Origin of the sequence: Methylomicrobium lacus LW14 (assembly GCF_000527095.1) — a bacterium.
In the GTDB taxonomy this organism is placed as follows: Bacteria; Pseudomonadota; Gammaproteobacteria; order Methylococcales; family Methylomonadaceae; genus Methylomicrobium; species Methylomicrobium lacus.
Genome location: NZ_AZUN01000001.1, coordinates 2,899,381 through 2,917,500, shown reverse-complemented (window position 1 = coordinate 2,917,500; position 18,120 = coordinate 2,899,381). Strand labels below are relative to the sequence as shown.

At 54.6% G+C, this 18,120-nt stretch carries 21 protein-coding genes and 2 rRNA genes (1 of these 23 only partly in view); 16 read left to right on the top strand and 7 right to left on the bottom strand.

All coding sequences use genetic code 11. The annotated features are described in order from the left end of the window. Together METLA_RS0113435 and rrf are read left to right on the top strand one after the other, a co-directional pair. Positions 1 to 2,369, top strand: a 23S ribosomal RNA gene (locus METLA_RS0113435); it begins 524 nt to the left of the window's first position. Positions 2,370 to 2,515: 146 nt separating this feature from the next. Beyond that, positions 2,516 to 2,631 (top strand): 5S ribosomal RNA (gene rrf / locus METLA_RS0113430). Between the two features lie 133 nt (positions 2,632 to 2,764). Here the strand turns inward: rrf and METLA_RS0113425 are convergent. Both METLA_RS0113425 and METLA_RS0113420 read right to left on the bottom strand, forming a co-directional pair. Next, positions 2,765 to 2,956, bottom strand: a complete 192-nt coding sequence (locus METLA_RS0113425) for a hypothetical protein (protein WP_152539439.1) — start codon at positions 2,954 to 2,956, stop codon at positions 2,765 to 2,767. 222 nt (positions 2,957 to 3,178) lie between these two features. After that, on the bottom strand, positions 3,179 to 3,505 hold the full coding sequence (locus METLA_RS0113420; protein ID WP_024299039.1) for a cupin domain-containing protein: 327 nt from the start codon (positions 3,503 to 3,505) through the stop codon (positions 3,179 to 3,181). Between the two features lie 140 nt (positions 3,506 to 3,645). Here METLA_RS0113420 and METLA_RS0113415 point away from each other — a divergent pair, with 140 nt between their 5' ends. The 3 genes from METLA_RS0113415 to METLA_RS0113405 are packed head-to-tail and all read left to right on the top strand — an operon-like array spanning position 3,646 to position 5,902. After that, positions 3,646 to 4,077, top strand: a complete 432-nt coding sequence (locus METLA_RS0113415) for an archease (protein WP_024299038.1) — start codon at positions 3,646 to 3,648, stop codon at positions 4,075 to 4,077. A gap of 12 nt (positions 4,078 to 4,089) precedes the next feature. Continuing rightward, positions 4,090 to 5,520, top strand: a complete 1,431-nt coding sequence (locus tag METLA_RS0113410; RefSeq protein ID WP_024299037.1) for an RtcB family protein — start codon at positions 4,090 to 4,092, stop codon at positions 5,518 to 5,520. A 16-nt stretch (positions 5,521 to 5,536) separates the two neighbouring features. After that, positions 5,537 to 5,902, top strand: coding sequence for a DUF2784 domain-containing protein (locus METLA_RS0113405; protein WP_024299036.1), 366 nt, complete (start codon positions 5,537 to 5,539; stop codon positions 5,900 to 5,902). On the opposite strand, the gene METLA_RS22975 is transcribed toward METLA_RS0113405, so the two are convergent. Beyond that, positions 5,896 to 6,303 carry a CAP domain-containing protein gene (locus tag METLA_RS22975; protein WP_161635412.1) on the bottom strand — a complete coding sequence of 136 codons (408 nt, stop codon included), beginning with the start codon at positions 6,301 to 6,303 and terminating at the stop codon, positions 5,896 to 5,898. The two genes, METLA_RS0113405 and METLA_RS22975, sit on opposite strands and share 7 nt — an antisense overlap. Here METLA_RS22975 and METLA_RS22970 point away from each other — a divergent pair. After that, on the top strand, positions 6,187 to 6,798 hold the full coding sequence (locus METLA_RS22970; protein ID WP_198408525.1) for a hypothetical protein: 612 nt from the start codon (positions 6,187 to 6,189) through the stop codon (positions 6,796 to 6,798). The two genes, METLA_RS22975 and METLA_RS22970, sit on opposite strands and share 117 nt — an antisense overlap. A 73-nt stretch (positions 6,799 to 6,871) precedes the next feature. Here METLA_RS22970 and METLA_RS0113395 read toward each other — a convergent pair whose 3' ends face one another. Together METLA_RS0113395 and METLA_RS0113390 are read right to left on the bottom strand one after the other, a co-directional pair. Then, a complete protein-coding gene (locus METLA_RS0113395; RefSeq protein WP_152539438.1) occupies positions 6,872 to 7,528 on the bottom strand; it encodes a hypothetical protein in 657 nt (218 codons plus the stop codon). Between the two features lie 108 nt (positions 7,529 to 7,636). Further along, on the bottom strand, positions 7,637 to 8,035 hold the full coding sequence (locus METLA_RS0113390) for a hypothetical protein (protein WP_024299033.1): 399 nt from the start codon (positions 8,033 to 8,035) through the stop codon (positions 7,637 to 7,639). Positions 8,036 to 8,135: 100 nt separating this feature from the next. Here METLA_RS0113390 and METLA_RS22070 point away from each other — a divergent pair, with 100 nt between their 5' ends. The 10 genes from METLA_RS22070 (at position 8,136) to METLA_RS0113340 (ending at position 15,474) form a co-directional block, all read left to right on the top strand. Then, positions 8,136 to 8,363 carry a peptidogalycan biosysnthesis protein gene (locus tag METLA_RS22070; RefSeq protein ID WP_084480141.1) on the top strand — a complete coding sequence of 76 codons (228 nt, stop codon included), beginning with the start codon at positions 8,136 to 8,138 and terminating at the stop codon, positions 8,361 to 8,363. 99 nt (positions 8,364 to 8,462) lie between these two features. Further along, complete coding sequence (locus METLA_RS0113380; protein ID WP_024299032.1) at positions 8,463 to 8,633, top strand: rubredoxin; 171 nt, start codon at positions 8,463 to 8,465, stop codon at positions 8,631 to 8,633. A 24-nt stretch (positions 8,634 to 8,657) separates the two neighbouring features. Beyond that, complete coding sequence (locus tag METLA_RS0113375; RefSeq protein ID WP_024299031.1) at positions 8,658 to 9,671, top strand: NAD(P)/FAD-dependent oxidoreductase; 1,014 nt, start codon at positions 8,658 to 8,660, stop codon at positions 9,669 to 9,671. A gap of 39 nt (positions 9,672 to 9,710) precedes the next feature. Continuing rightward, positions 9,711 to 10,370 carry a 5,6-dimethylbenzimidazole synthase gene (bluB, locus tag METLA_RS0113370; protein WP_024299030.1) on the top strand — a complete coding sequence of 220 codons (660 nt, stop codon included), beginning with the start codon at positions 9,711 to 9,713 and terminating at the stop codon, positions 10,368 to 10,370. After that, complete coding sequence (gene cobT, locus METLA_RS0113365) at positions 10,354 to 11,391, top strand: nicotinate-nucleotide--dimethylbenzimidazole phosphoribosyltransferase (RefSeq protein ID WP_024299029.1); 1,038 nt, start codon at positions 10,354 to 10,356, stop codon at positions 11,389 to 11,391. Before bluB ends, cobT begins: the two co-directional genes overlap by 17 nt. A 36-nt stretch (positions 11,392 to 11,427) precedes the next feature. After that, the gene (locus METLA_RS0113360; protein WP_024299028.1) at positions 11,428 to 12,261 is read left to right on the top strand and encodes an AlbA family DNA-binding domain-containing protein; all 834 of its coding nucleotides are present in this window, start codon (positions 11,428 to 11,430) and stop codon (positions 12,259 to 12,261) included. Positions 12,262 to 12,294: 33 nt separating this feature from the next. Continuing rightward, a complete protein-coding gene (gene cobS, locus METLA_RS0113355) occupies positions 12,295 to 13,041 on the top strand; it encodes an adenosylcobinamide-GDP ribazoletransferase (protein ID WP_024299027.1) in 747 nt (248 codons plus the stop codon). Next, positions 13,026 to 13,589 (top strand): alpha-ribazole phosphatase, encoded by a 564-nt coding sequence (gene cobC, locus METLA_RS0113350; protein WP_024299026.1) that lies wholly within the window; start codon positions 13,026 to 13,028, stop codon positions 13,587 to 13,589. Before cobS ends, cobC begins: the two co-directional genes overlap by 16 nt. Next, a complete protein-coding gene (locus METLA_RS0113345) occupies positions 13,589 to 14,980 on the top strand; it encodes a cobyric acid synthase (protein ID WP_024299025.1) in 1,392 nt (463 codons plus the stop codon). The genes cobC and METLA_RS0113345 overlap by 1 nt, the downstream gene beginning before the upstream one ends. Then, complete coding sequence (locus tag METLA_RS0113340; protein WP_024299024.1) at positions 14,977 to 15,474, top strand: bifunctional adenosylcobinamide kinase/adenosylcobinamide-phosphate guanylyltransferase; 498 nt, start codon at positions 14,977 to 14,979, stop codon at positions 15,472 to 15,474. The genes METLA_RS0113345 and METLA_RS0113340 overlap by 4 nt, the downstream gene beginning before the upstream one ends. A 58-nt stretch (positions 15,475 to 15,532) precedes the next feature. Here the strand turns inward: METLA_RS0113340 and METLA_RS0113335 are convergent, their stop codons facing one another. Beyond that, on the bottom strand, positions 15,533 to 16,102 hold the full coding sequence (locus METLA_RS0113335; protein ID WP_024299023.1) for a hypothetical protein: 570 nt from the start codon (positions 16,100 to 16,102) through the stop codon (positions 15,533 to 15,535). Between the two features lie 49 nt (positions 16,103 to 16,151). Beyond that, positions 16,152 to 18,017 carry a TonB-dependent receptor domain-containing protein gene (locus METLA_RS0113330; protein ID WP_024299022.1) on the bottom strand — a complete coding sequence of 622 codons (1,866 nt, stop codon included), beginning with the start codon at positions 18,015 to 18,017 and terminating at the stop codon, positions 16,152 to 16,154. Positions 18,018 to 18,120: the final 103 nt, after the last annotated feature.

The window sequence follows — 18,120 nt, the reverse complement described above, 5'->3', positions numbered from 1 at the left end:
GGGAGCCGACTTTGTTCGGTGACTGCGTACCTTTTGTATAATGGGTCAGCGACTTAATCTCAGTGGCAAGCTTAACCGAATAGGGGAGGCGTAGCGAAAGCGAGTCTGAACAGGGCGTTCAGTCGCTGGGATTAGACCCGAAACCGGGCGATCTATCCATGACCAGGTTGAAGGTGTGGTAACACACACTGGAGGACCGAACCCACTCCCGTTGAAAAGGTAGGGGATGAGTTGTGGATCGGAGTGAAAGGCTAATCAAGCTCGGAGATAGCTGGTTCTCCTCGAAAGCTATTTAGGTAGCGCCTCGTGTATAACTGCTGGGGGTAGAGCACTGTTTCGGCTAGGGGGTCATCCCGACTTACCAACCCGATGCAAACTCCGAATACCAGCAAGTTCGAGCACGGGAGACACACGGCGGGTGATAAGGTCCGTCGTGAAAAGGGAAACAGCCCAGACCGTCAGCTAAGGTCCCAAAATCTATGCTCAGTGGGAAACGATGTGGGAAGGCACAGACAGCCAGGAGGTTGGCTTAGAAGCAGCCATCCTTTAAAGAAAGCGTAATAGCTCACTGGTCGAGTCGGCCTGCGCGGAAGATTTACCGGGGCTAAGCATAGTACCGAAGCTACGGATCATACGTAAGTATGGTGGTAGAGGAGCGTTCTGTACGCCTGCGAAGGTCAATTGAGAAGTTGGCTGGAGGTATCAGAAGTGCGAATGCTGACATGAGTAACGATAATAAGGGTGAAAAACCCTTACGCCGAAAACCCAAGGTTTCCTGCGCAACGCTAATCGACGCAGGGTTAGTCGGTACCTAAGGCGAGGCCGAAAGGCGTAGTCGATGGAAAACAGGTTAATATTCCTGTACCGGTCGTAACTGCGATGGGGTGACGGAGAAGGCTAGGTCGGCTGCCTGTTGGAATAGGCAGTGCAAGCCAGTAGGGAGAACGCTTAGGCAAATCCGGGCGTTCAATCCTGAGAGGTAATGATGAGCTTGCTCTACGGAGCGGCGAAGCGATTGATGCCATGCTTCCAAGAAAAACCTCTAAGCTTCAGGTTACGAGTGGCCGTACTCTAAACCGACACAGGTGGGTGGGATGAGAATTCTAAGGCGCTTGAGAGAACTCGGGTGAAGGAACTAGGCAAAATGGTACCGTAACTTCGGGATAAGGTACGCCTTTGTTAGGTGAAGTGACTTGCTCATGGAGCCGAGAAAGGCAGCATAAAATTGGTGGCTGCGACTGTTTAGCAAAAACATAGCACTCTGCAAACTCGAAAGAGGAAGTATAGGGTGTGACGCCTGCCCGGTGCTGGAAGGTTAATTGATGGGGTCAGCGCAAGCGAAGCTCTTGATCGAAGCCCCAGTAAACGGCGGCCGTAACTATAACGGTCCTAAGGTAGCGAAATTCCTTGTCGGGTAAGTTCCGACCTGCACGAATGGCGTAACGATGGCCACACTGTCTCCACCCGAGACTCAGTGAAATTGAAATAGCTGTGAAGATGCAGTTTACCCGCGGTTAGACGGAAAGACCCCGTGAACCTTTACTATAGCTTGACACTGGACTTTGAATCGACTTGTGTAGGATAGGTGGGAGGCTTCGAAGCAGGAACGCCAGTTTCTGTGGAGCCAACCTTGAAATACCACCCTGGTTTATTTGAAGTTCTAACCTAGGTCCGTAATCCGGATTGGGGACAGTGTCTGGTGGGTAGTTTGACTGGGGCGGTCTCCTCCCAAAGAGTAACGGAGGAGCACGAAGGTACCCTCAGCATGGTCGGAAATCATGCGCTGAGTGCAATGGCATAAGGGTGCTTGACTGCGAGACGGACAGGTCGAGCAGGTACGAAAGTAGGTCATAGTGATCCGGTGGTTCTGTATGGAAGGGCCATCGCTCAACGGATAAAAGGTACTCCGGGGATAACAGGCTGATACCGCCCAAGAGTTCATATCGACGGCGGTGTTTGGCACCTCGATGTCGGCTCATCACATCCTGGGGCTGAAGCAGGTCCCAAGGGTATGGCTGTTCGCCATTTAAAGTGGTACGCGAGCTGGGTTCAGAACGTCGTGAGACAGTTCGGTCCCTATCTGCCGTGGGCGTTTGAGATTTGAGGGAAGCTGCTCCTAGTACGAGAGGACCGGAGTGGACGAACCGCTGGTGTTCCGGTTGTCATGCCAATGGCATTGCCGGGTAGCTACGTTCGGACAGGATAACCGCTGAAAGCATCTAAGCGGGAAGCCCCTCCCAAGATGAGATCTCACTGGGACTTCAAGTCCCCTGAAGGGCCGTCGGAGACTACGACGTTGATAGGCACGGTGTGGAAGTCCAGTAATGGGCGTAGCTAACGTGTACTAATTGCCCGTGAGGCTTGACCATATAACACCCAATCGGTTTGGGTGGCTGTAGAAGAAAACTACAGTGCAGCTGACGCTTGACTGCGAGAGAACCGAAGGTTACAGATTTCCAAGGCACGGCGACAGCCCTGCCGAAGGTTGACCCTCATCGTCAACCGCACCAGTTTGCTTGGTGACCATAGCGAGCGTGAACCACCCGATCCCATCCCGAACTCGGAAGTGAAACCGCTTAGCGCCGATGATAGTGTGGCAGGTTGCCATGCGAAAGTAGGGAATTGCCAAGCTCTTAATCCGAAAACCCAAGCCACACGGCTTGGGTTTTTTTTTGCCTGGAATTATGCAGACGTTGGTTAAAAACTGGCCTGAATCTACCGAGAAAATCTGATCAGGGAAGCAATAGAGGTATCGAGCGGCCAGTTAGTCATATAATCCGAACCAATCCACGGCTGCATAGGCTAAATTCGTCGACTTTACCCTTTTCGGTTGAAAAAAATCCTCAATGACGTATTCCAGCCCATAAAAGCTAACGCCATTGAATTCCTGACAAAGCGACTCGATGATGTTGTTCTGGCTACGAGTCGGTGCATACTGTTTTTCAAATTCATCCATTGCCGTCACCATTTGACGTTTCTGACCATAAGCCCCTTCTCGAACCAAGAGATGGGAGATCTGTAGTATTAAGCTACAAAAAACCAGGTAATAAAAGTTACTATTTCACTTCGAGATTAAAGTGTAGCCGGCACTTACTGAATGCCGTATGAACCGATGAATTGGTTACTAATAAGTGGGTTGTTGAATGCAGAAATTAGCCGCATACCCTCTAATTCAAATCTAACGCCAATGGATGGCCAGCCAAAGGGTTTCAATCGCAGGATCCGTCCATTCGACCCGGTGACGACAATGCGCCGGAATCAATAAATAATCCCCTACTTGCAAATGAATCGGCTCCGCTTCATTTTGATAAGCCAATGTTGCCCGCCCCTGGAGCAGCAATACCCATTCATCCCCATCCTGATCGTACCATTGCCCCGGAGGTGTCGCATGACCTTTCGAAATAATCCGTTCGATTTCGATGCCATTGCGCTGCAGAATAGGCTCAAAAAGTTCCTCCGGCAATTGCTCGGGCAGGCCGGAAAACAAATTATTGATCGCTAGCAAATCAAAGCCCTCTTAAGATGAGATGTAAAAGAGATCATAAACGATGAGATGCTAGCCGAAAAATAGTTTTATCGACCGACGCTTTGCAACGGATCAGCCCAGTCAATGTCTCGCTTAAATTATACAAATACAACAGACTGATGAATAACACGGCGCCCCCTCGCTGGGAACATTTCGATCACGACGCGGATATCGGTATTCGCGGTATAGCGCCTACGATGTCGGAAGCGTTCGAACAAGCCGCGCTTGCCTTGATCGCTGTGATCACCGATCCGGACGCAATCAAGCCATCCCGGTCGTTATCGATCACCTGCTCGGCTGCCGACCCCGATATATTATTCTTTGATTGGATCAACGAGCTGATTTTTCAAATGACCACACAGGATTTATTGTTCGGTCGTTTCGAGGTCGCCATCAATAAAGAGTTATTAACCGCAACCGCATTCGGCGAGTCGGTTGATAGGGAAAAACACCAGCCGGCCGTCGAGATTAAAGGTGCGACCTTTACCGAGTTGCGGGTTTATCAAAATACCGATGCGATGTGGGTCGCACAATGCATCGTCGATGTATAGCGGAGAATAGCGATGGATACCGGTCAATTGATTCAACGCGATGAAACTTGCTGGGAAATTCCGCAGAAAGGCGCGATGCGCGTGCCGGCGGTGATCTATGCGGATTTCAGTTTGATCCGCGACATGGACCAGAAAGTGTGCGAGCAGATCACCAATGTCGCAACCTTGCCCGGCATCGTCGATGCGGCCTATGCGATGCCCGATGCGCATTGGGGCTACGGTTTTCCGATAGGCGGTGTCGCCGCGTTCGATCCGGAGCAGGGCGGCGTGATTTCGGCCGGCGGCGTCGGTTTCGATATTTCCTGCGGTGTGCGCACTTTACATACGGGCCTGACCATCAAAGACATTCTCGAACAGAAGCATCGCCTCGCCGATGAACTTTACCGCACGATTCCGGCCGGCCTCGGCAGCCGCGGCAAAATCAGCTTGAATCATCACGAAATGATTGCGATGCTGAACGGCGGGGCGCAATGGGCGGTCGATCAAGGATTTGGCGAAGCGGAGGATCTGGAGCGCACCGAAGAACAGGGACGCATGAAGGGGGCCGATCCCTCGGAAGTTTCAGCGAAGGCCCGCGAGCGGCAGCACGATGAAATGGGCACTCTGGGTTCCGGCAATCATTATCTGGAAGTGCAACGGGTTACCGAAATTTACGACCGAACGATTGCGGAACGGTTCGGACTTGCGATCGACGATATTGTGATCACGATCCATTGCGGCTCGCGCGGCCTGGGCCACCAGATCGGTACCGAATTTCTGAAAGATATGGCGGTCTCGGCCAGCCAGTACAAAATAGCACTGCCTGACCGCGAGCTTGCCTGTGCGCCGATCAATTCGCCGCTCGGCACACGCTATCTCGGCGCGATGCGCGCCGGCATCAATTGTGCGCTGGCCAATCGCCAGATACTGACCCATTTGACCCGGCAGGCCGTGGCCTCGATATTTCCGGGGGCTAGGCTCGGTCTTCTCTACGACGTGTCCCACAATACCTGTAAGGTGGAAAGGCATAAGGTCAACGGCCAAATGAAAGAGTTGTTCATCCACCGCAAAGGCGCCACCCGCGCCTATGGCCCCGGCCATCCCGATTTGCCCGCTGCTTTCAAGGATGTCGGCCAGCCGGTCTTGATCGGCGGTTCGATGGGCACCTGTTCGTATGTCTTGTGCGGCGCCAAAGACAATGAATATCGTGCGTACAGTTCTTCCTGCCATGGCGCTGGGCGCGCGATGAGCCGGCATCAGGCGACCAAACAATGGCGGGGTAGGGAATTGGTCGATGAACTGGCCAGGCAAGGCATCCTGATCCGCAGTCCTTCGCTGCGTGGTATCGCCGAAGAAGCGCCTCTCGCCTATAAGGACGTCAGTGCGGTGGTGGATGCGGCGGATAGGGCCGGACTCTCGCGCAAAGTCGCAAGGCTGGAACCGGTTATTTGTATTAAAGGCTAAGAAGATCACGGCTTATATGCCGAATCCGATACTCGCCGATTTGATCGTCGCGCTTCATTTTGGCTTCATTCTTTTCGTGAGTTTAGGCGGCCTGCTGGTCTTGAAATGGCCGAAGCTGATGTGGCTACACTTGCCCGCCGCGATCTGGGGCGCTTCGATCGAATTTGCCGGCTGGATTTGCCCTTTGACTTATCTTGAAAACCAGCTGCGTTCGGCAAGCGGCGGTCAATACGCCAGCGATTTTATCGAACACTACCTCATGCCGATCATCTATCCTGCCGGGCTTACCAGGGAAATACAAATCGGTTTAGGCATTGCCGTCATTGTGCTAAATCTGCTGATTTACGCAAAAGTTATTTATCGGGCGAAAGCGGCTCAGTAGGGTTTTTGGCCGACGATATTCCCTCCGGGTCCGTAGTTGCAGACGATTGTATTACTGAAGGTGAGCCTGGGGCATGAGGAACGCGCGCATCCGACTTCGTGCGTCGCGGCCCAGACGATTTGGGTATAGTGGCCGCAGATTCCGGTGCAAGTGTTGCTGGCATAGTCGTAGTTCGCGATCTCCGATGCCCACGCTGATACCGCGTCATTGGCCTTGGCCGCTCCGGTGTTGGCATAAATATTTTCACCCACTACGTAGAGATAGGTGGCGCTACGTGAGAGATTGTGGTCGATGAATCCGCTGGGGGCGGCAGTATCGCTACACTGATCGGCCCAGGCCTGTGCCGTCGCGGCGAGAGACGTGTTCCAGACGAGCGGCCTGACGCCGACCTCGGCGCGCACTGCATTGTGGGCGGACGTAATGCCCGCAAGGCTCGGCGGCTCAGTCGCCGCGGTTACCTCCACCGTCTCGACGAGGTTGGTGACGCAGGCATCCGCCTCTCGGGTGAGATCGATTTTACTGCCTGCACACGGCAACTGCTTTTCTGCCTTCTCGATGGCTTTTATGAATTTGAGGTCCGCATTCTGCAGGCATTTCGGATCGACCGCGACATCCTTGGAGATCGCTTTTTGGTGACAGGCAAGCAGGGCCGCGGTGCGCGTGCCGGCCGCCTTGAGCTTGGCGACCGCGCATTTTGTTCGAGGTTAGCACCGTGTCCAAGCGACGTTGTCAGAAATAATACCAGTAAGACACGGGGGATGCTGGAGAGCAATGGCAATCTTGAACTCATCGGTGGAACCCTGGTGATAGACTGTCTGGCGCATTTTCGCAGGCAAAGAGCCGTGCCGTCAACGGAGTCGGGGGAGTTCGTTGCTCAAAATTACTCAGCGCTGTAATTTGGCGTTCGCAAGATTGTTTGCATTGAAACCGTGCGACAAACTATTGCAGTAAAATCATCTTGCCGCCGATTTAATCGCCGCTATCCCTTTCCTCTTCATTCGTTTCGGCATTGAAGGTCTCGCAACTTAAATGATGCATCAGAATTTCGATTAGTTCCTTGATATAGCTTGCGCACAGCGGTGCTAGCCTTTTGTAGGCGACATCCAGATTTTGAAGCGCTTCTCCCTTTTCCCAGCCTGGATAGGCGACAAGTTTTTTGCCCGCAATGCCGCCTTGCTTAATATCGTTATAAAGGTGCCGGACTTCGTTCATTGCCTCGTAGTTCGGTAATAACGCTATTTCAATGCCTTGTTTGCGTAAATATTTGTTCAGTTTTTCGAGCTTAAGAGTCGGTTCGGCGGCAATACTGGGAAAGACAGCCGCCAGAGCCCGCCTTGTGGTGATTTCGATTTTTTTGTAGAGCGCGACGATCGCAAGCTCGTAGATCAGTTTATGCGCTTCATCTAAAAAGGCGTGATCGTCGTCGAGCAGGGCGGCGAGCCATTCCGCATCCAATCCGTCTTGTAAAGGTTTGGCCTGAATCTCCTCGGCTTGGTTGGCGAGAGTCTTGTGCTTTTGATCCGTGTAGGTGGAGACGCTGTGCAGCAGTTGATCTATGATGTCGTCGTCAAAATCTTTCAATATCTGCAAGCGTTGCTGGGTTAAGTCTGATTTTGGAAGGGTCATAACCGTCCTTTATAAAGTAATTGAATAAACCGTTTCTATCTTCAGTGAATCAGTGGATGTTAAAACTTAACGATCATCAAATCGGTTTTTCTTCCATGGGTAATGCGATTATGCCTGATCATTTTCAGCTTCCTGACTTTCGGTTTTGAATAGCTCGGAGGCAATTTCAATTTCGTCCTGAAATTGAGGGATCGCAGGAATTTTCCATGTTTTTCCGGCGATGCGGGAGAGTAAATTATTCAACCAGGGCTTGTTCGATTGCGCTTGATGAATCGTCAAATAATGCGATGCTTCATCGCTGACGATGCCAAAATCATGCACCCAAATATCAATCGGTTCGGTTTCGCCGTAAAGGGTTGCCTGCACATAGGCTGTGCGTGCGTCGATATCGAAATTAAATTCCGATAATTCGGCAATGCCCTTCAGGAGGATGTTGGCTACCCATCTGACGAGGAAGTTTGGCGTCATTTTGATGGCGAGTTTGACTAGACTGCTTTTAAAGCTCATTTTCGGCCTCCGATCTGTTTTCAAGAAAAGGAAGATCATTCTAACCATTCTTTGCTTTGCCGATAAGTGAAACCAATAAATTCTTTACCTCCCTCGGTGAATTTTCCTTTATCGGGCATCACTCTTTCGTTTTAGAATCAACAACCGGTTATTCGCGCAGGGCGAACACAAGGTGGCGCGCGGTTTCGAGCCGGTGATCACCTATTCGGCGCACTGGATCAGCAATGCAGGCTTTGCGGAGGCGGTCGGAAATTTTTTGGCGTGCGAGCGGCCGGCGGTCAGAGCCTACCGCCAAAATACGGTGGATTTGCTGCCGATTAAAAAATAATCGCCGATGCCGGTTTGAAAATGGCTGTAGAACTGATACAGTCGTCTTATAACTGCTTCGGGCAGTGCCAGCTTTAGTTTTAACCCAGGAGGAGTATTCATGTCCGAATACAGAAGATACGAATGTACGATTTGCGGCCACATTTATGACGAGCGCGAGGGCGATCCCGAAGGCGGCATTGCGCCCGGTACCCGTTTTGAAGATATTCCGGACGATTGGCGTTGTCCGGAATGCGGCACCGTCAAAAGTGATTTTGAGTTGATCGAATAAGCGTAGGGTATCTGGAGATTGAACATGCAAGTCGTGATTATTGGTTCCGGGATTGCCGGCGTGACCTTTGCCGAGAAGTATCGCGCGCTGAACGCCGACGCGGAAATTACCATTGTCACCCACGAGAACGATGGTTATTATTCACGGCCTCTGCTGTCGCGCGGTTTCAGCAAGGATACGATCGAAGAGACCATTATCCTGAAATCGTTCGCCGCGCTGCGTGAAAATCGTATCGACATCATCAGCGGCGCCGAAATCACCGCGATTCACCCTGACGCGCGCGTGGTCGATCTGGAAGGCGCCTGCCAGGAAAAATCGCTGAGCTACGACAAGTTGATCATCGCGCAAGGCTCGGCGGCTTTCATTCCGCCGCCTTTAAGAGCGTATCATGAACTGTTTTTTTGCCTGAATAGCCTGGCCGATTTAAAGACGCTGCGCAAATTTCGCCAAGGCATCCTGGGTCAAAATCGCCAGCCGGACTGGGCGATCATCGGCGGCGGCCTGATAGGCTGCGAACTCGCATCCGATCTGGCCGTTTCGGGGGACAGCGTGACGGTGTACCATGCGATGGACCGGCTGATGGAACGGCAATTGGTCGAGGAAGATTCGCTGTCGCTGCTCGAAAACCTGAATCATGCCGGCGTCGACGTGTTGTTGAATCAGTCGGTGCAGAGCATCGCCAATGAAGGCGACAAGGTCTGCGTATTGACCGAGGCGGCGGCCGAATTCGACGCGGTGATCGTGGCTTGCGGCTTCAAGCCGCGCACCGAACTGGCCGAACAGGCGGGGCTTGCGGTCGGCCGCGGCATCAAGGTCGACGAGTGTTTGAAGACCAGCGACGAGCACATTTATGCGGTCGGCGACGTCGCGGAACTGCCGAACGGCAAGTTGTACGCCTTTATTCTGCCTATCCGCAGCCAGGCGAACTGGCTCGCCAGTTTCCTGGCCGGTCAGGAAGAGGAAGGCTGGACGCCGCCCGTTTTTACGACCAAGGCGAAGGTGCACGGCTTCGAGGCGGCGCATCCTTATCATCTTTGAGCATTGCCTCTAGCGCGACGCTCGATTCTTATCGATCCCATGACAGAACACCGTTATTCCGACGCGGAGCGCGCCGCGCTCTATCGTGCGATCTACGAGCGCCGCGACATGCGTCATTTCCTGCCCGATCCGGTCGAACCCGAATTGCTCAGGCGTCTGCTCGATGCGGCGCATCATGCCCCGAGCGTCGGCTTCATGCAGCCGTGGCGTTTCATTCAGATCACCGCACATGACTTGCGCGCACGGCTTCATGCGCTGGTCGAGCAGGAGCGGCAGCGCACCGCCAAGGCCTTGCACGAACGCGAGGACGAATTCATGAAGCTGAAGGTCGAAGGCATTCTCGACTGCGCGGTCGTGCTGGTCGCGGCCTTATGCGACCGGCGCGAGAAAGCCGTGTTCGGCCGTCGCACGCTGCCCGAGATGGACCTCGCCTCGCTGGCCTGTGCGATTCAAAATCTCTGGCTCGCGGCCAGGGCGGAAGGGCTTGGTATGGGCTGGGTCTCGCTGTTCGAGCCTGAAGATGTTAAACAACTGCTGGCGATGCCTGACGACAGTCATCCGGTCGCGATCTTGTGTCTGGGCCATGTCGAACGGTTTTATGACAAGCCGATGCTCGAAGAGGCGCGCTGGGCGCAGCGGATGCCGCTTGACGATCTGTTATTCGAAAACCACTGGAATGGCCGTGCCGCAAATGTTTGACATTCAACCTTTGTCGCAGGCGCTGGCGCCGGCCTTGCAGGCCAAAATCGACCAAAAGACCAAACCGCTCGGCGCCTTGGGGCAACTGGAAGCTTTGGCGCTGCAAATCGGCCTGATTCAAAACAGCCTGTCGCCTTCCCTGACCAAGCCCTGCATCATCGTGTTCGCGGGCGATCATGGCGTGGCCGCTGCCGGGGTCAGCGCCTATCCGCAAGCGGTCACCGCGCAAATGGTCGCCAATTTTGCCTCAGGCGGCGCGGCGATCAATGTGTTTGCAAGGCAGCATCAAATCGATTTACTGATCGTCGATGCCGGCGTCAATGCCGATCTTTCGGCAATGCCCGGCTTGATTGATGCCGGCATCGGCAAGGGCACCGCCAATTTTTTGGAACAACCGGCGATGACCCGAGAACAGTGCGCGATGGCTCTCGCCAAGGGCGCCGAGCTAGTCTTGAAGCAGCGGGACCAGGGCTGCAATTGCATCGGTTTCGGCGAAATGGGGATCGGCAATACCTCGTCTGCGGCGTTGATCATGCATTGTCTGACCGGTTTGCCGCTGGAGAACTGCGTCGGCCGGGGCACGGGCCTCGATGATGCGCAGTTACGGCATAAAGTCTCGATATTACAGCAGGCGTTAACCCGGCATCCGGGACTGTCCGACCCGAGCGAGGTCCTGGCGACATTCGGCGGCTTCGAAATCGCGATGATGACGGGGGCTTATCTGAAGGCGGCCGAACTGAGCATGCTGATCCTCGTTGACGGCTTCATCGCCGGCAGCGCGTTGCTGGCGGCGGCCGGATTGCGCCCTGCCGTGCTTGATTATTGCGTTTTCAGCCATATGTCAGGTGAACAGGGGCATCGGGCCTTACTGGATCACCTGCATGCTCGGCCTTTGCTGAATCTGGACATGCGCCTCGGCGAAGGTTCCGGCATCGCGCTGGCTTATCCTTTACTGTTATCGGCGGTGGTTTTTTTGAATGAGATGGCGACGTTTGCTGAAGCCGGAGTGGATCGCGATTGATTATCTTTTGGGCAGAACCCCGCACGCATTGAACGCATGAAACGATTCTTCCTGCTGATATTCACGATCTGGCGTCAACAAATGAAGCTTTATCTGTTGGCGGCGCTGGCCGGCGCCGTTATCGGTGTTTTTGTTCTGGCGCCAAGCTATGATTATATCAGCGCCCGCGAGTCATCCTCCGATCCGCTTTCGTCAGTCCAATTTATGTTGAATCAGGTCGGCGATATGCTGACGGGTAAGATCTCGCACGGCAATTTGATGCTGTTGGCCTTTTATGCGGAAATCGGCGCGTTGATCGGACTCTTGTCCTTGGCTTTCTACACGCTCATTCATAATCGCGTCGTCCATATCGATTATTTGAAAGCGGAACTGGATAAGGATTTGCCTTCGATCATTCGCCAGGGGGAAGGCCCCTATCTGGAGTTTAAATCGACGTTGCGCTGGGACATGGCGGAGTCGCGCATCAATCGTTCGCTGGAGGGCGTGATTCTGAAAACGCTGGCCGGATTTTTGAACAGTCATGTGGGCGGGACGCTCTTGATCGGCGTTGCCGATAACGGCGAGATCATCGGCCTCGAAAAGGATTTTCAGACGCTCAAGAAACCGGATCAGGATGGCTTTGAACAGGCGGTGATGACCGCCATTTCGGCGAATTTGGGCGCCGATCTTTGTTCCTTCGTGCATGTGCTGTTCCATGTGATCGACGACAGGCACGTGTGCCGCTTGATCGTTTCGCCGGCGAACCGGCCGGTGTTCATCGATCAGGGCAACGCGCAAAAATTCTATGTGCGCACCGGCGGCGCGACCCGCGACCTGAACATCAAGGAAGCGCTGGATTTTATTGCCGGACGCTGGAAACGGGGCAAATAAACATGCAGGCCCGTTGTGGCGGATGCGGCTGACATGCGTCATCCAAAACTGTTCTTCTTGGCGCTCGGCTTTTACACTCGCCTTCCGTGCCCGAAAAATCTCGATTACCGACAGTTGCCGCAAGCGGCGGTGTATCTGCCGGTGATCGGCTGGTTGGTCGGCGCTTTGTCCGGGGCGGCATTTTATCTGGCCGCCGGGCTCTGGCCGCAAACGGCGGCGGTGATCATCGCATTGATCGCCGGCATTGGGGTGACCGGCGCCTTTCACGAGGACGGTTTCGCCGATGTCTGCGACGGTTTCGGCGGCGGTTACGGCAAAGAGCGCATCCTGGCGATCATGAAGGACTCGGCGATCGGCGTTTATGGCGCGCTCGGCCTCTTGCTGTTGCTGCTGCTGAAGATCAGCCTGCTTGGGGCGATGCCTGCCGTTATCGTGCCGTGGACGTTACTCGCGGGGCACAGTTTCAGCCGCTTGATGCCGCTGGGGTTGATGCGGCGTTACCCCTACGCGCGGACCGAAAACAGCAAAAGCGGCATCGCGATGTTCAAGCCCGGGATTGCCGATCTCTTTATCGCGGCCGCTATGGCGCTGTTGCCGTTCATATTCTTGCCGGGCAATTGTCTGTTGGCGGTCGTTCCTGTCGTGCTTTCCACGCTCTGGCTGGGGCGCTATTTTGACCGCCATATCGGCGGCTATACCGGTGACTGCCTTGGCGCCTGCCAGCAGGTCGCCGAGACGGTGTTTTATCTGAGTATCAGCGCCCTATGGACATCTATCTGATCCGCCATACCCGTACCGCGACCGAAGCGGGGCTTTGTTACGGACAGAGCGATGTGGCGTTAGCCGCTAGCTTCAGCGAAGACCTGTCGGCGCTGCAACAAAAACTGCCGGAATTGACCGAGGACTGCCCGGTCTTCAGCAGTCCGCTGAGGCGTTGTACGCAACTGGCCGAAAGGTTGTCGGTGAAGGTGACGACCGATGACCGCCTGCTTGAGCTGAATTTCGGAGCCTGGGAAGGGGTGCGTTTTGATGCGATCGAGCCCGAAATCCTGAGGCATTGGAGCGCAAATTTTGTCGAGTCCGCGCCGCCGAATGGCGAAAGCTTTACCGACTTATACGAACGCATCGGCGATTTCTGGCGGGACCTCTTGCAACAACCGTTAGAACAGGCGGTCATCGTAACCCATGCCGGCGCGATACGCGCCTTGCTCGCGCATGTGCTGACCCTGCCGCTGGCGAATGCGTTTCAATTGCGCATCGATCCGGGCTCTGTGCACAAGCTGCGCCATCAAAATGCTTATACCTACATCGATTATCTGAACAAATGATGAAACCCTTGGCCGTTTTCGGCACCAGTTCCGATGCCGGCAAAACCACGCTGGTGATGGCTTTATGCCGGATTTTTGCCGACCGCGGCATCAAGGTCGCGCCGTTCAAGGCGCAGAATGTTTCGAACAATTCGGCGGTGACCGTCGAAGGCGGCGAGATTTCCAGGGCGCAATGTCTCCAGGCCGAAGCCGCGCGCGTCGAGCCGAGCTGCCGTTTCAATCCGGTGCTGTTGAAGTCGCACGGCAACGGTTCGGTGCAGGTGATCGTGAACGGCAAGGTGTTTCAGAATCAGTCTATCGCCGACTACTACGACCATATCGGCGCCTTGCGGGGCGAGGTCGAAAAAGCGTTCAATGGCCTCAGAGACGACTTCGAACTGGTGATCGCCGAAGGCGCGGGCTCTCCGGTCGAGCTGAATCTTCTGGAGAAGGATTTATCGAACACCTTTGTCGCGAAGACTTTCAACACGCAAAACATTCTGGTTGCCGACATCGAGCGCGGCGGCGTGTTCGCATCGATCTACGGCACGCTGGAGTTGATGGACCCTATTATGCGGGCGAATCTGATCGGCGTGATCGTGAACAAGTTTCGCGGCGACCGGCGTTTTTTCGATGAGGGAGAGAAGATCATCGCGGAGCGTTTCGGCGTGCCGGTGCTCGGCGTCGTGCCGTTCCAGTCGCTGAATATCGACATGGAGGACTCGCAGTCGCTGCAGAACTACCGTCAGCGCCTCGGCGCGGTCAAGATCCGGATCGCGGTGATCGCCTATCCGGGGCTCAGCAATTATAACGATCTCGACGTGTTGATCGCAGATCTGGAGATCGATGTCGAGGTGATTCGAGACTACCGCCCGCTGGCCGCCTTCGACATGGTGCTGTTGCCGGGCAGCAAGACCGTGATCCGCGATTTGCATTGGCTGAAGCGGCAAGGGCTGTTTGCGGAATTACAGAAATTTGCCGGGCCGATATTCGGGCTTTGCGGCGGCTATCAAATGCTGTGCAAAACGCTGCACGATCCCGATGCGCTCGAACACGAGGTCGCGGGTGTCGAGGAAGGTCTGGGCCTGATCGATGACGAGGTGATCTATCAAAGCCCGAAGATACTCGCGCGCGGCGCTTACCGGCTGTTTTCGCATGAGGCGATAGCGGGTTATGAAATCCACTGCGGCCGCCTGCAAGCTTATCCGGTGTCTTATCAACAAGGCCGCATCGCCGGAACGCATGTGCACGGCGTATTCGATCACGACGGCTTTCGCGCCGACTATTTCAAGGCGATCCATCCGGCCTATCAGGGGTTTTGTTATCAGGAATACCGCAACGGAGAAATCCGGCGCTTCGCGGAGATGGTCGCCGCGCATGTCGATATCGATCGTATCTTGGCGACGTTATGAAGACTTTATTTACCGGCGGCGTCAAAAGCGGCAAATCGCGTCTGGCGGAAGCTTACATTCTGGAACAAACGGGCGGCCGCAAACCCTACTACCTGGCGACGACCGAGTTTATCGACGATGAAATGCGAAAGCGGATCGATGCGCATCAGGAGCGGAGGCAGGATGCGTTCGTCACGATCGAGGAGCCGGTCAAATTGCTGGCGGCTTTACAACAATGCCCAGGGCCGGTGCTGGTCGAATGCATTTCGATGTGGCTGAACAATCAGCTCTTTCACGGGGTTTCGGTGGCGGGAATCTTGGAAGAACTGGATGCGGTGATGCAATTGCCGTGCAGTATGGTGCTGGTGCATAACGAGGTCGGCCTCGGCATCATCCCTGACAATCGGCTGGCCAGGCAGTATGTCGATCTGTCCGGCAAGGCCGCGCAGTTGATTGCGGCGCATTGCGAACAGGTGTTCTTCTGCACGGCGGGACTGAAGTTGCAGATGAAATAAAGTGACCCCCAGGATGGATAGGCTAGCGCTTATCCGCCCTGGGAACCGGTACAGCGAATCAAAGCGCTTTTTGACGGCTTTGGAATTTCGGCATGTTGATCAAGATTTTGATTATTGCGAATCCCACTGCGGCATAAAGCAGGGTCGAGCCGGCATAGGGCGGATAATACTGAACGACGCGAGCGGTATATTCACTCCAAGAGAGCGGATCGTAGCGTCCTGAAAGCAGATAAAAGCTGCCGTTCGAGATCAGGAAGGCTATCGTGGCGGAAAGCATCACCATGCCGAAGGTCAATGATACGCCGACGAAATCGAGCACCGTATAGCGGCTGCAATAACGTCCAGCCAGCCACATCACCGCGTAAGTCGGAATCAGGAACACATAAGCGGGAGACACGCACCAGGCGCTGGTGCCGTTTGCGATCGCGAGATAATCGATCACTCCCGCCAGCACCAACAGAAACGCAAACAAGGACGGTTTCCGGTAGAAGCCGGCAAAGAAAAATACCGCCAGCGAGGCATCGGGCATATGCAGCATGTCGCCGAAGTGATGGAAGCGGGTCAGCACCATCAGCGCAATCAGTGCGATAGGGCAAGACCGTGTTTGCAGGCGTTGTGTCGTGGTCATGAGATTATCTCCAAGGTGATTCGGGTTATGCGCCGGTCCCGGCGCGCGGTCAGTTATTATAATGGATAGAAACGAAGAAGTTGCGGTCCGCCGTATTATAAGTATCCACCAGTTGGTATTGTTTATCCAGCAGATTATTGACCTTGGCGTTGATCATCCAGTTTTTGTCGAAATGATAGGCGGCGCGTAAGTCTAGCGTGGCGTAGCCATTGACATGAACCGTATTGCCAGGATCATCGAAACGGTCGCCTTGCAGCAGAAGCATGCCGCCCACATCGACAGGCCCGAATGAGCGGGACAGGTCGAACGACAGACTCTTTTGATAGCGGCGGTTTAAGCGTTTATTGGTCTCCCGGTTTTGCGGATCCAACAAAGTCATGTTCAGTTTGCCGTTCCAGCCTAAAATTTGCGTGCCGATTTCTCCCTCCAAGCCATCAATCTGCGCTTTACTGACATTTTGAGGTGTCCATGGCGAGGAGGGATTCGTTGGATTCACCGGCGCCCAATTGATCAGGTCATCAATATTGGTGTGATACGCGCGGACTTCCCATTGCACAAGCTTATGGTTGCCGGCGACGCCGATTTCGGCCGTCGTCGATTCTTCGGGCTTTAAATTGGTATTGCCGAAGGCAAAGCCCGTGTTTGGCCAATAAAGATCGTTGAAAGTCGGCGCCTTGAAGGCTTTGCCGAAGCTCGCAAAAGGGCTGATGCCGATCGGCGAGTTATATCGCCAGCCGATGTTGCCGGTGACATTGTCGCCGAAGGCTTCATTTTTATCCCAGCGCACCGAGGCATTGATGAAATGATCCTCGAAAACCCGGCTATGCAAATTGCCGAAAACGCCGAAATCATAGCGGGAGCTGGCGCTAAACTTTTGCGTGCTGTCGACTTCATCATTGCGGCCATCAAAACCGAGCAGCAGTTGATGGTCTTCGGTCAGGTTAAATTCATTCAGCCAGGTGCCATTCCAGCGCTGCGTATAAAAACGCGACGCAAAGACGCCGTTGGGTGCAAAATTATTATTGTCGTCAAAACTATGGCCGAGACGTACGGTCGATTTCCAGAAGTCGAACAAGTTCAGGCTGCCGGAGAGTGATGCCACCTCGTTGATGAATTTGGCTTTGTCCTGCTGGGTGCCGTCAAAATCACTTCTGCCTTCCGAATGCATAAAGGAGGCGTCAATTTCGGCATTATTCGCAAAGCGGTGGCCGAGGCGCGCATTCACGCCGGTGTTGTGATAGCCGTCGTCATCCGGCTGATCGACGCCGAAAAAGCCGGTCACCGGTTCGCGGGTATTAAATCCCTGGGTGTTGTAATGCGATGCGCCGACGCTATACCAGGAATTTTGCCACTTGCCGCTGACCGTGCCCGCTGCTCGCATCGTATCGTAATTGCCGCCGCCGGCATCCAGTGTGACCGTGGGTTTTTCGCTCTGGCCGCCTTTGCGGGTAAAGATCTGGATCACGCCGCCGATCGCTTCCGAACCGTAAAGGCTCGATTGCGGGCCGCGGATGATTTCCACGCGTTCGATCTGATCGATCGGAATGAACTCGAACGCCGTCGTGCCCAAGGTTGCAGAGCCGACCTTGATGCCGTCGATCAACACCAAGACATGATCGGAGTTGGTGCCGCGCATGAACACGCTGGTCGTCTTGCCGTCGCCGCCTTGTTGCGTCAGGTCTATGCCGGTGGTGCCTTTCAGCAGTTCGGGAAGGGTCTTGGCCTGCAGCCGTTCGATATCCTTGCGGGTATAGATCGTGCTGGCCGTGGCGAGCTCATTTTTGTCGACTTCCGACCGGGTTGCGGTCACGACCATTTCGGGTAAAGCGTTGGAGTCGCCGGGAGAGGTGTCCTCGGCCTGGGCAAGAGTAGGGAAGCCCGCCAGCAATAGCGAACCGAAAAGCAGTTTTTGCATGTTGTCCTCTGCGCCGCCCGCGCATTTGGGTGAGTTACACAGCGGAGGACGAACGCACAGGCAGGCGGGAAAACCGCCGTGATCGTGTCGCGGACAGCCCTCC

Excerpts from the sequence above, each read along its gene's own strand:
- METLA_RS0113425 (WP_152539439.1), bottom strand. The coding sequence starts at position 2,956 with ATGGATGAATTTGAAAAACAGTATGCACCGACTCGTAGCCAGAACAAC.
- METLA_RS0113415 (WP_024299038.1), top strand. The coding sequence starts at position 3,646 with ATGAATAACACGGCGCCCCCTCGCTGGGAACATTTCGATCACGACGCG.
- METLA_RS0113410 (WP_024299037.1), top strand. The coding sequence starts at position 4,090 with ATGGATACCGGTCAATTGATTCAACGCGATGAAACTTGCTGGGAAATT.
- METLA_RS0113405 (WP_024299036.1), top strand. The coding sequence starts at position 5,537 with ATGCCGAATCCGATACTCGCCGATTTGATCGTCGCGCTTCATTTTGGC.
- METLA_RS0113395 (WP_152539438.1), bottom strand. The coding sequence starts at position 7,528 with ATGACCCTTCCAAAATCAGACTTAACCCAGCAACGCTTGCAGATATTG.
- METLA_RS0113390 (WP_024299033.1), bottom strand. The coding sequence starts at position 8,035 with ATGAGCTTTAAAAGCAGTCTAGTCAAACTCGCCATCAAAATGACGCCA.
- METLA_RS0113380 (WP_024299032.1), top strand. The coding sequence starts at position 8,463 with ATGTCCGAATACAGAAGATACGAATGTACGATTTGCGGCCACATTTAT.
- METLA_RS0113375 (WP_024299031.1), top strand. The coding sequence starts at position 8,658 with ATGCAAGTCGTGATTATTGGTTCCGGGATTGCCGGCGTGACCTTTGCC.
- bluB (WP_024299030.1), top strand. The coding sequence starts at position 9,711 with ATGACAGAACACCGTTATTCCGACGCGGAGCGCGCCGCGCTCTATCGT.
- METLA_RS0113360 (WP_024299028.1), top strand. The coding sequence starts at position 11,428 with ATGAAACGATTCTTCCTGCTGATATTCACGATCTGGCGTCAACAAATG.
- cobS (WP_024299027.1), top strand. The coding sequence starts at position 12,295 with ATGCGTCATCCAAAACTGTTCTTCTTGGCGCTCGGCTTTTACACTCGC.
- cobC (WP_024299026.1), top strand. The coding sequence starts at position 13,026 with ATGGACATCTATCTGATCCGCCATACCCGTACCGCGACCGAAGCGGGG.
- METLA_RS0113345 (WP_024299025.1), top strand. The coding sequence starts at position 13,589 with ATGAAACCCTTGGCCGTTTTCGGCACCAGTTCCGATGCCGGCAAAACC.
- METLA_RS0113340 (WP_024299024.1), top strand. The coding sequence starts at position 14,977 with ATGAAGACTTTATTTACCGGCGGCGTCAAAAGCGGCAAATCGCGTCTG.
- METLA_RS0113335 (WP_024299023.1), bottom strand. The coding sequence starts at position 16,102 with ATGACCACGACACAACGCCTGCAAACACGGTCTTGCCCTATCGCACTG.
- METLA_RS0113330 (WP_024299022.1), bottom strand. The coding sequence starts at position 18,017 with ATGCAAAAACTGCTTTTCGGTTCGCTATTGCTGGCGGGCTTCCCTACT.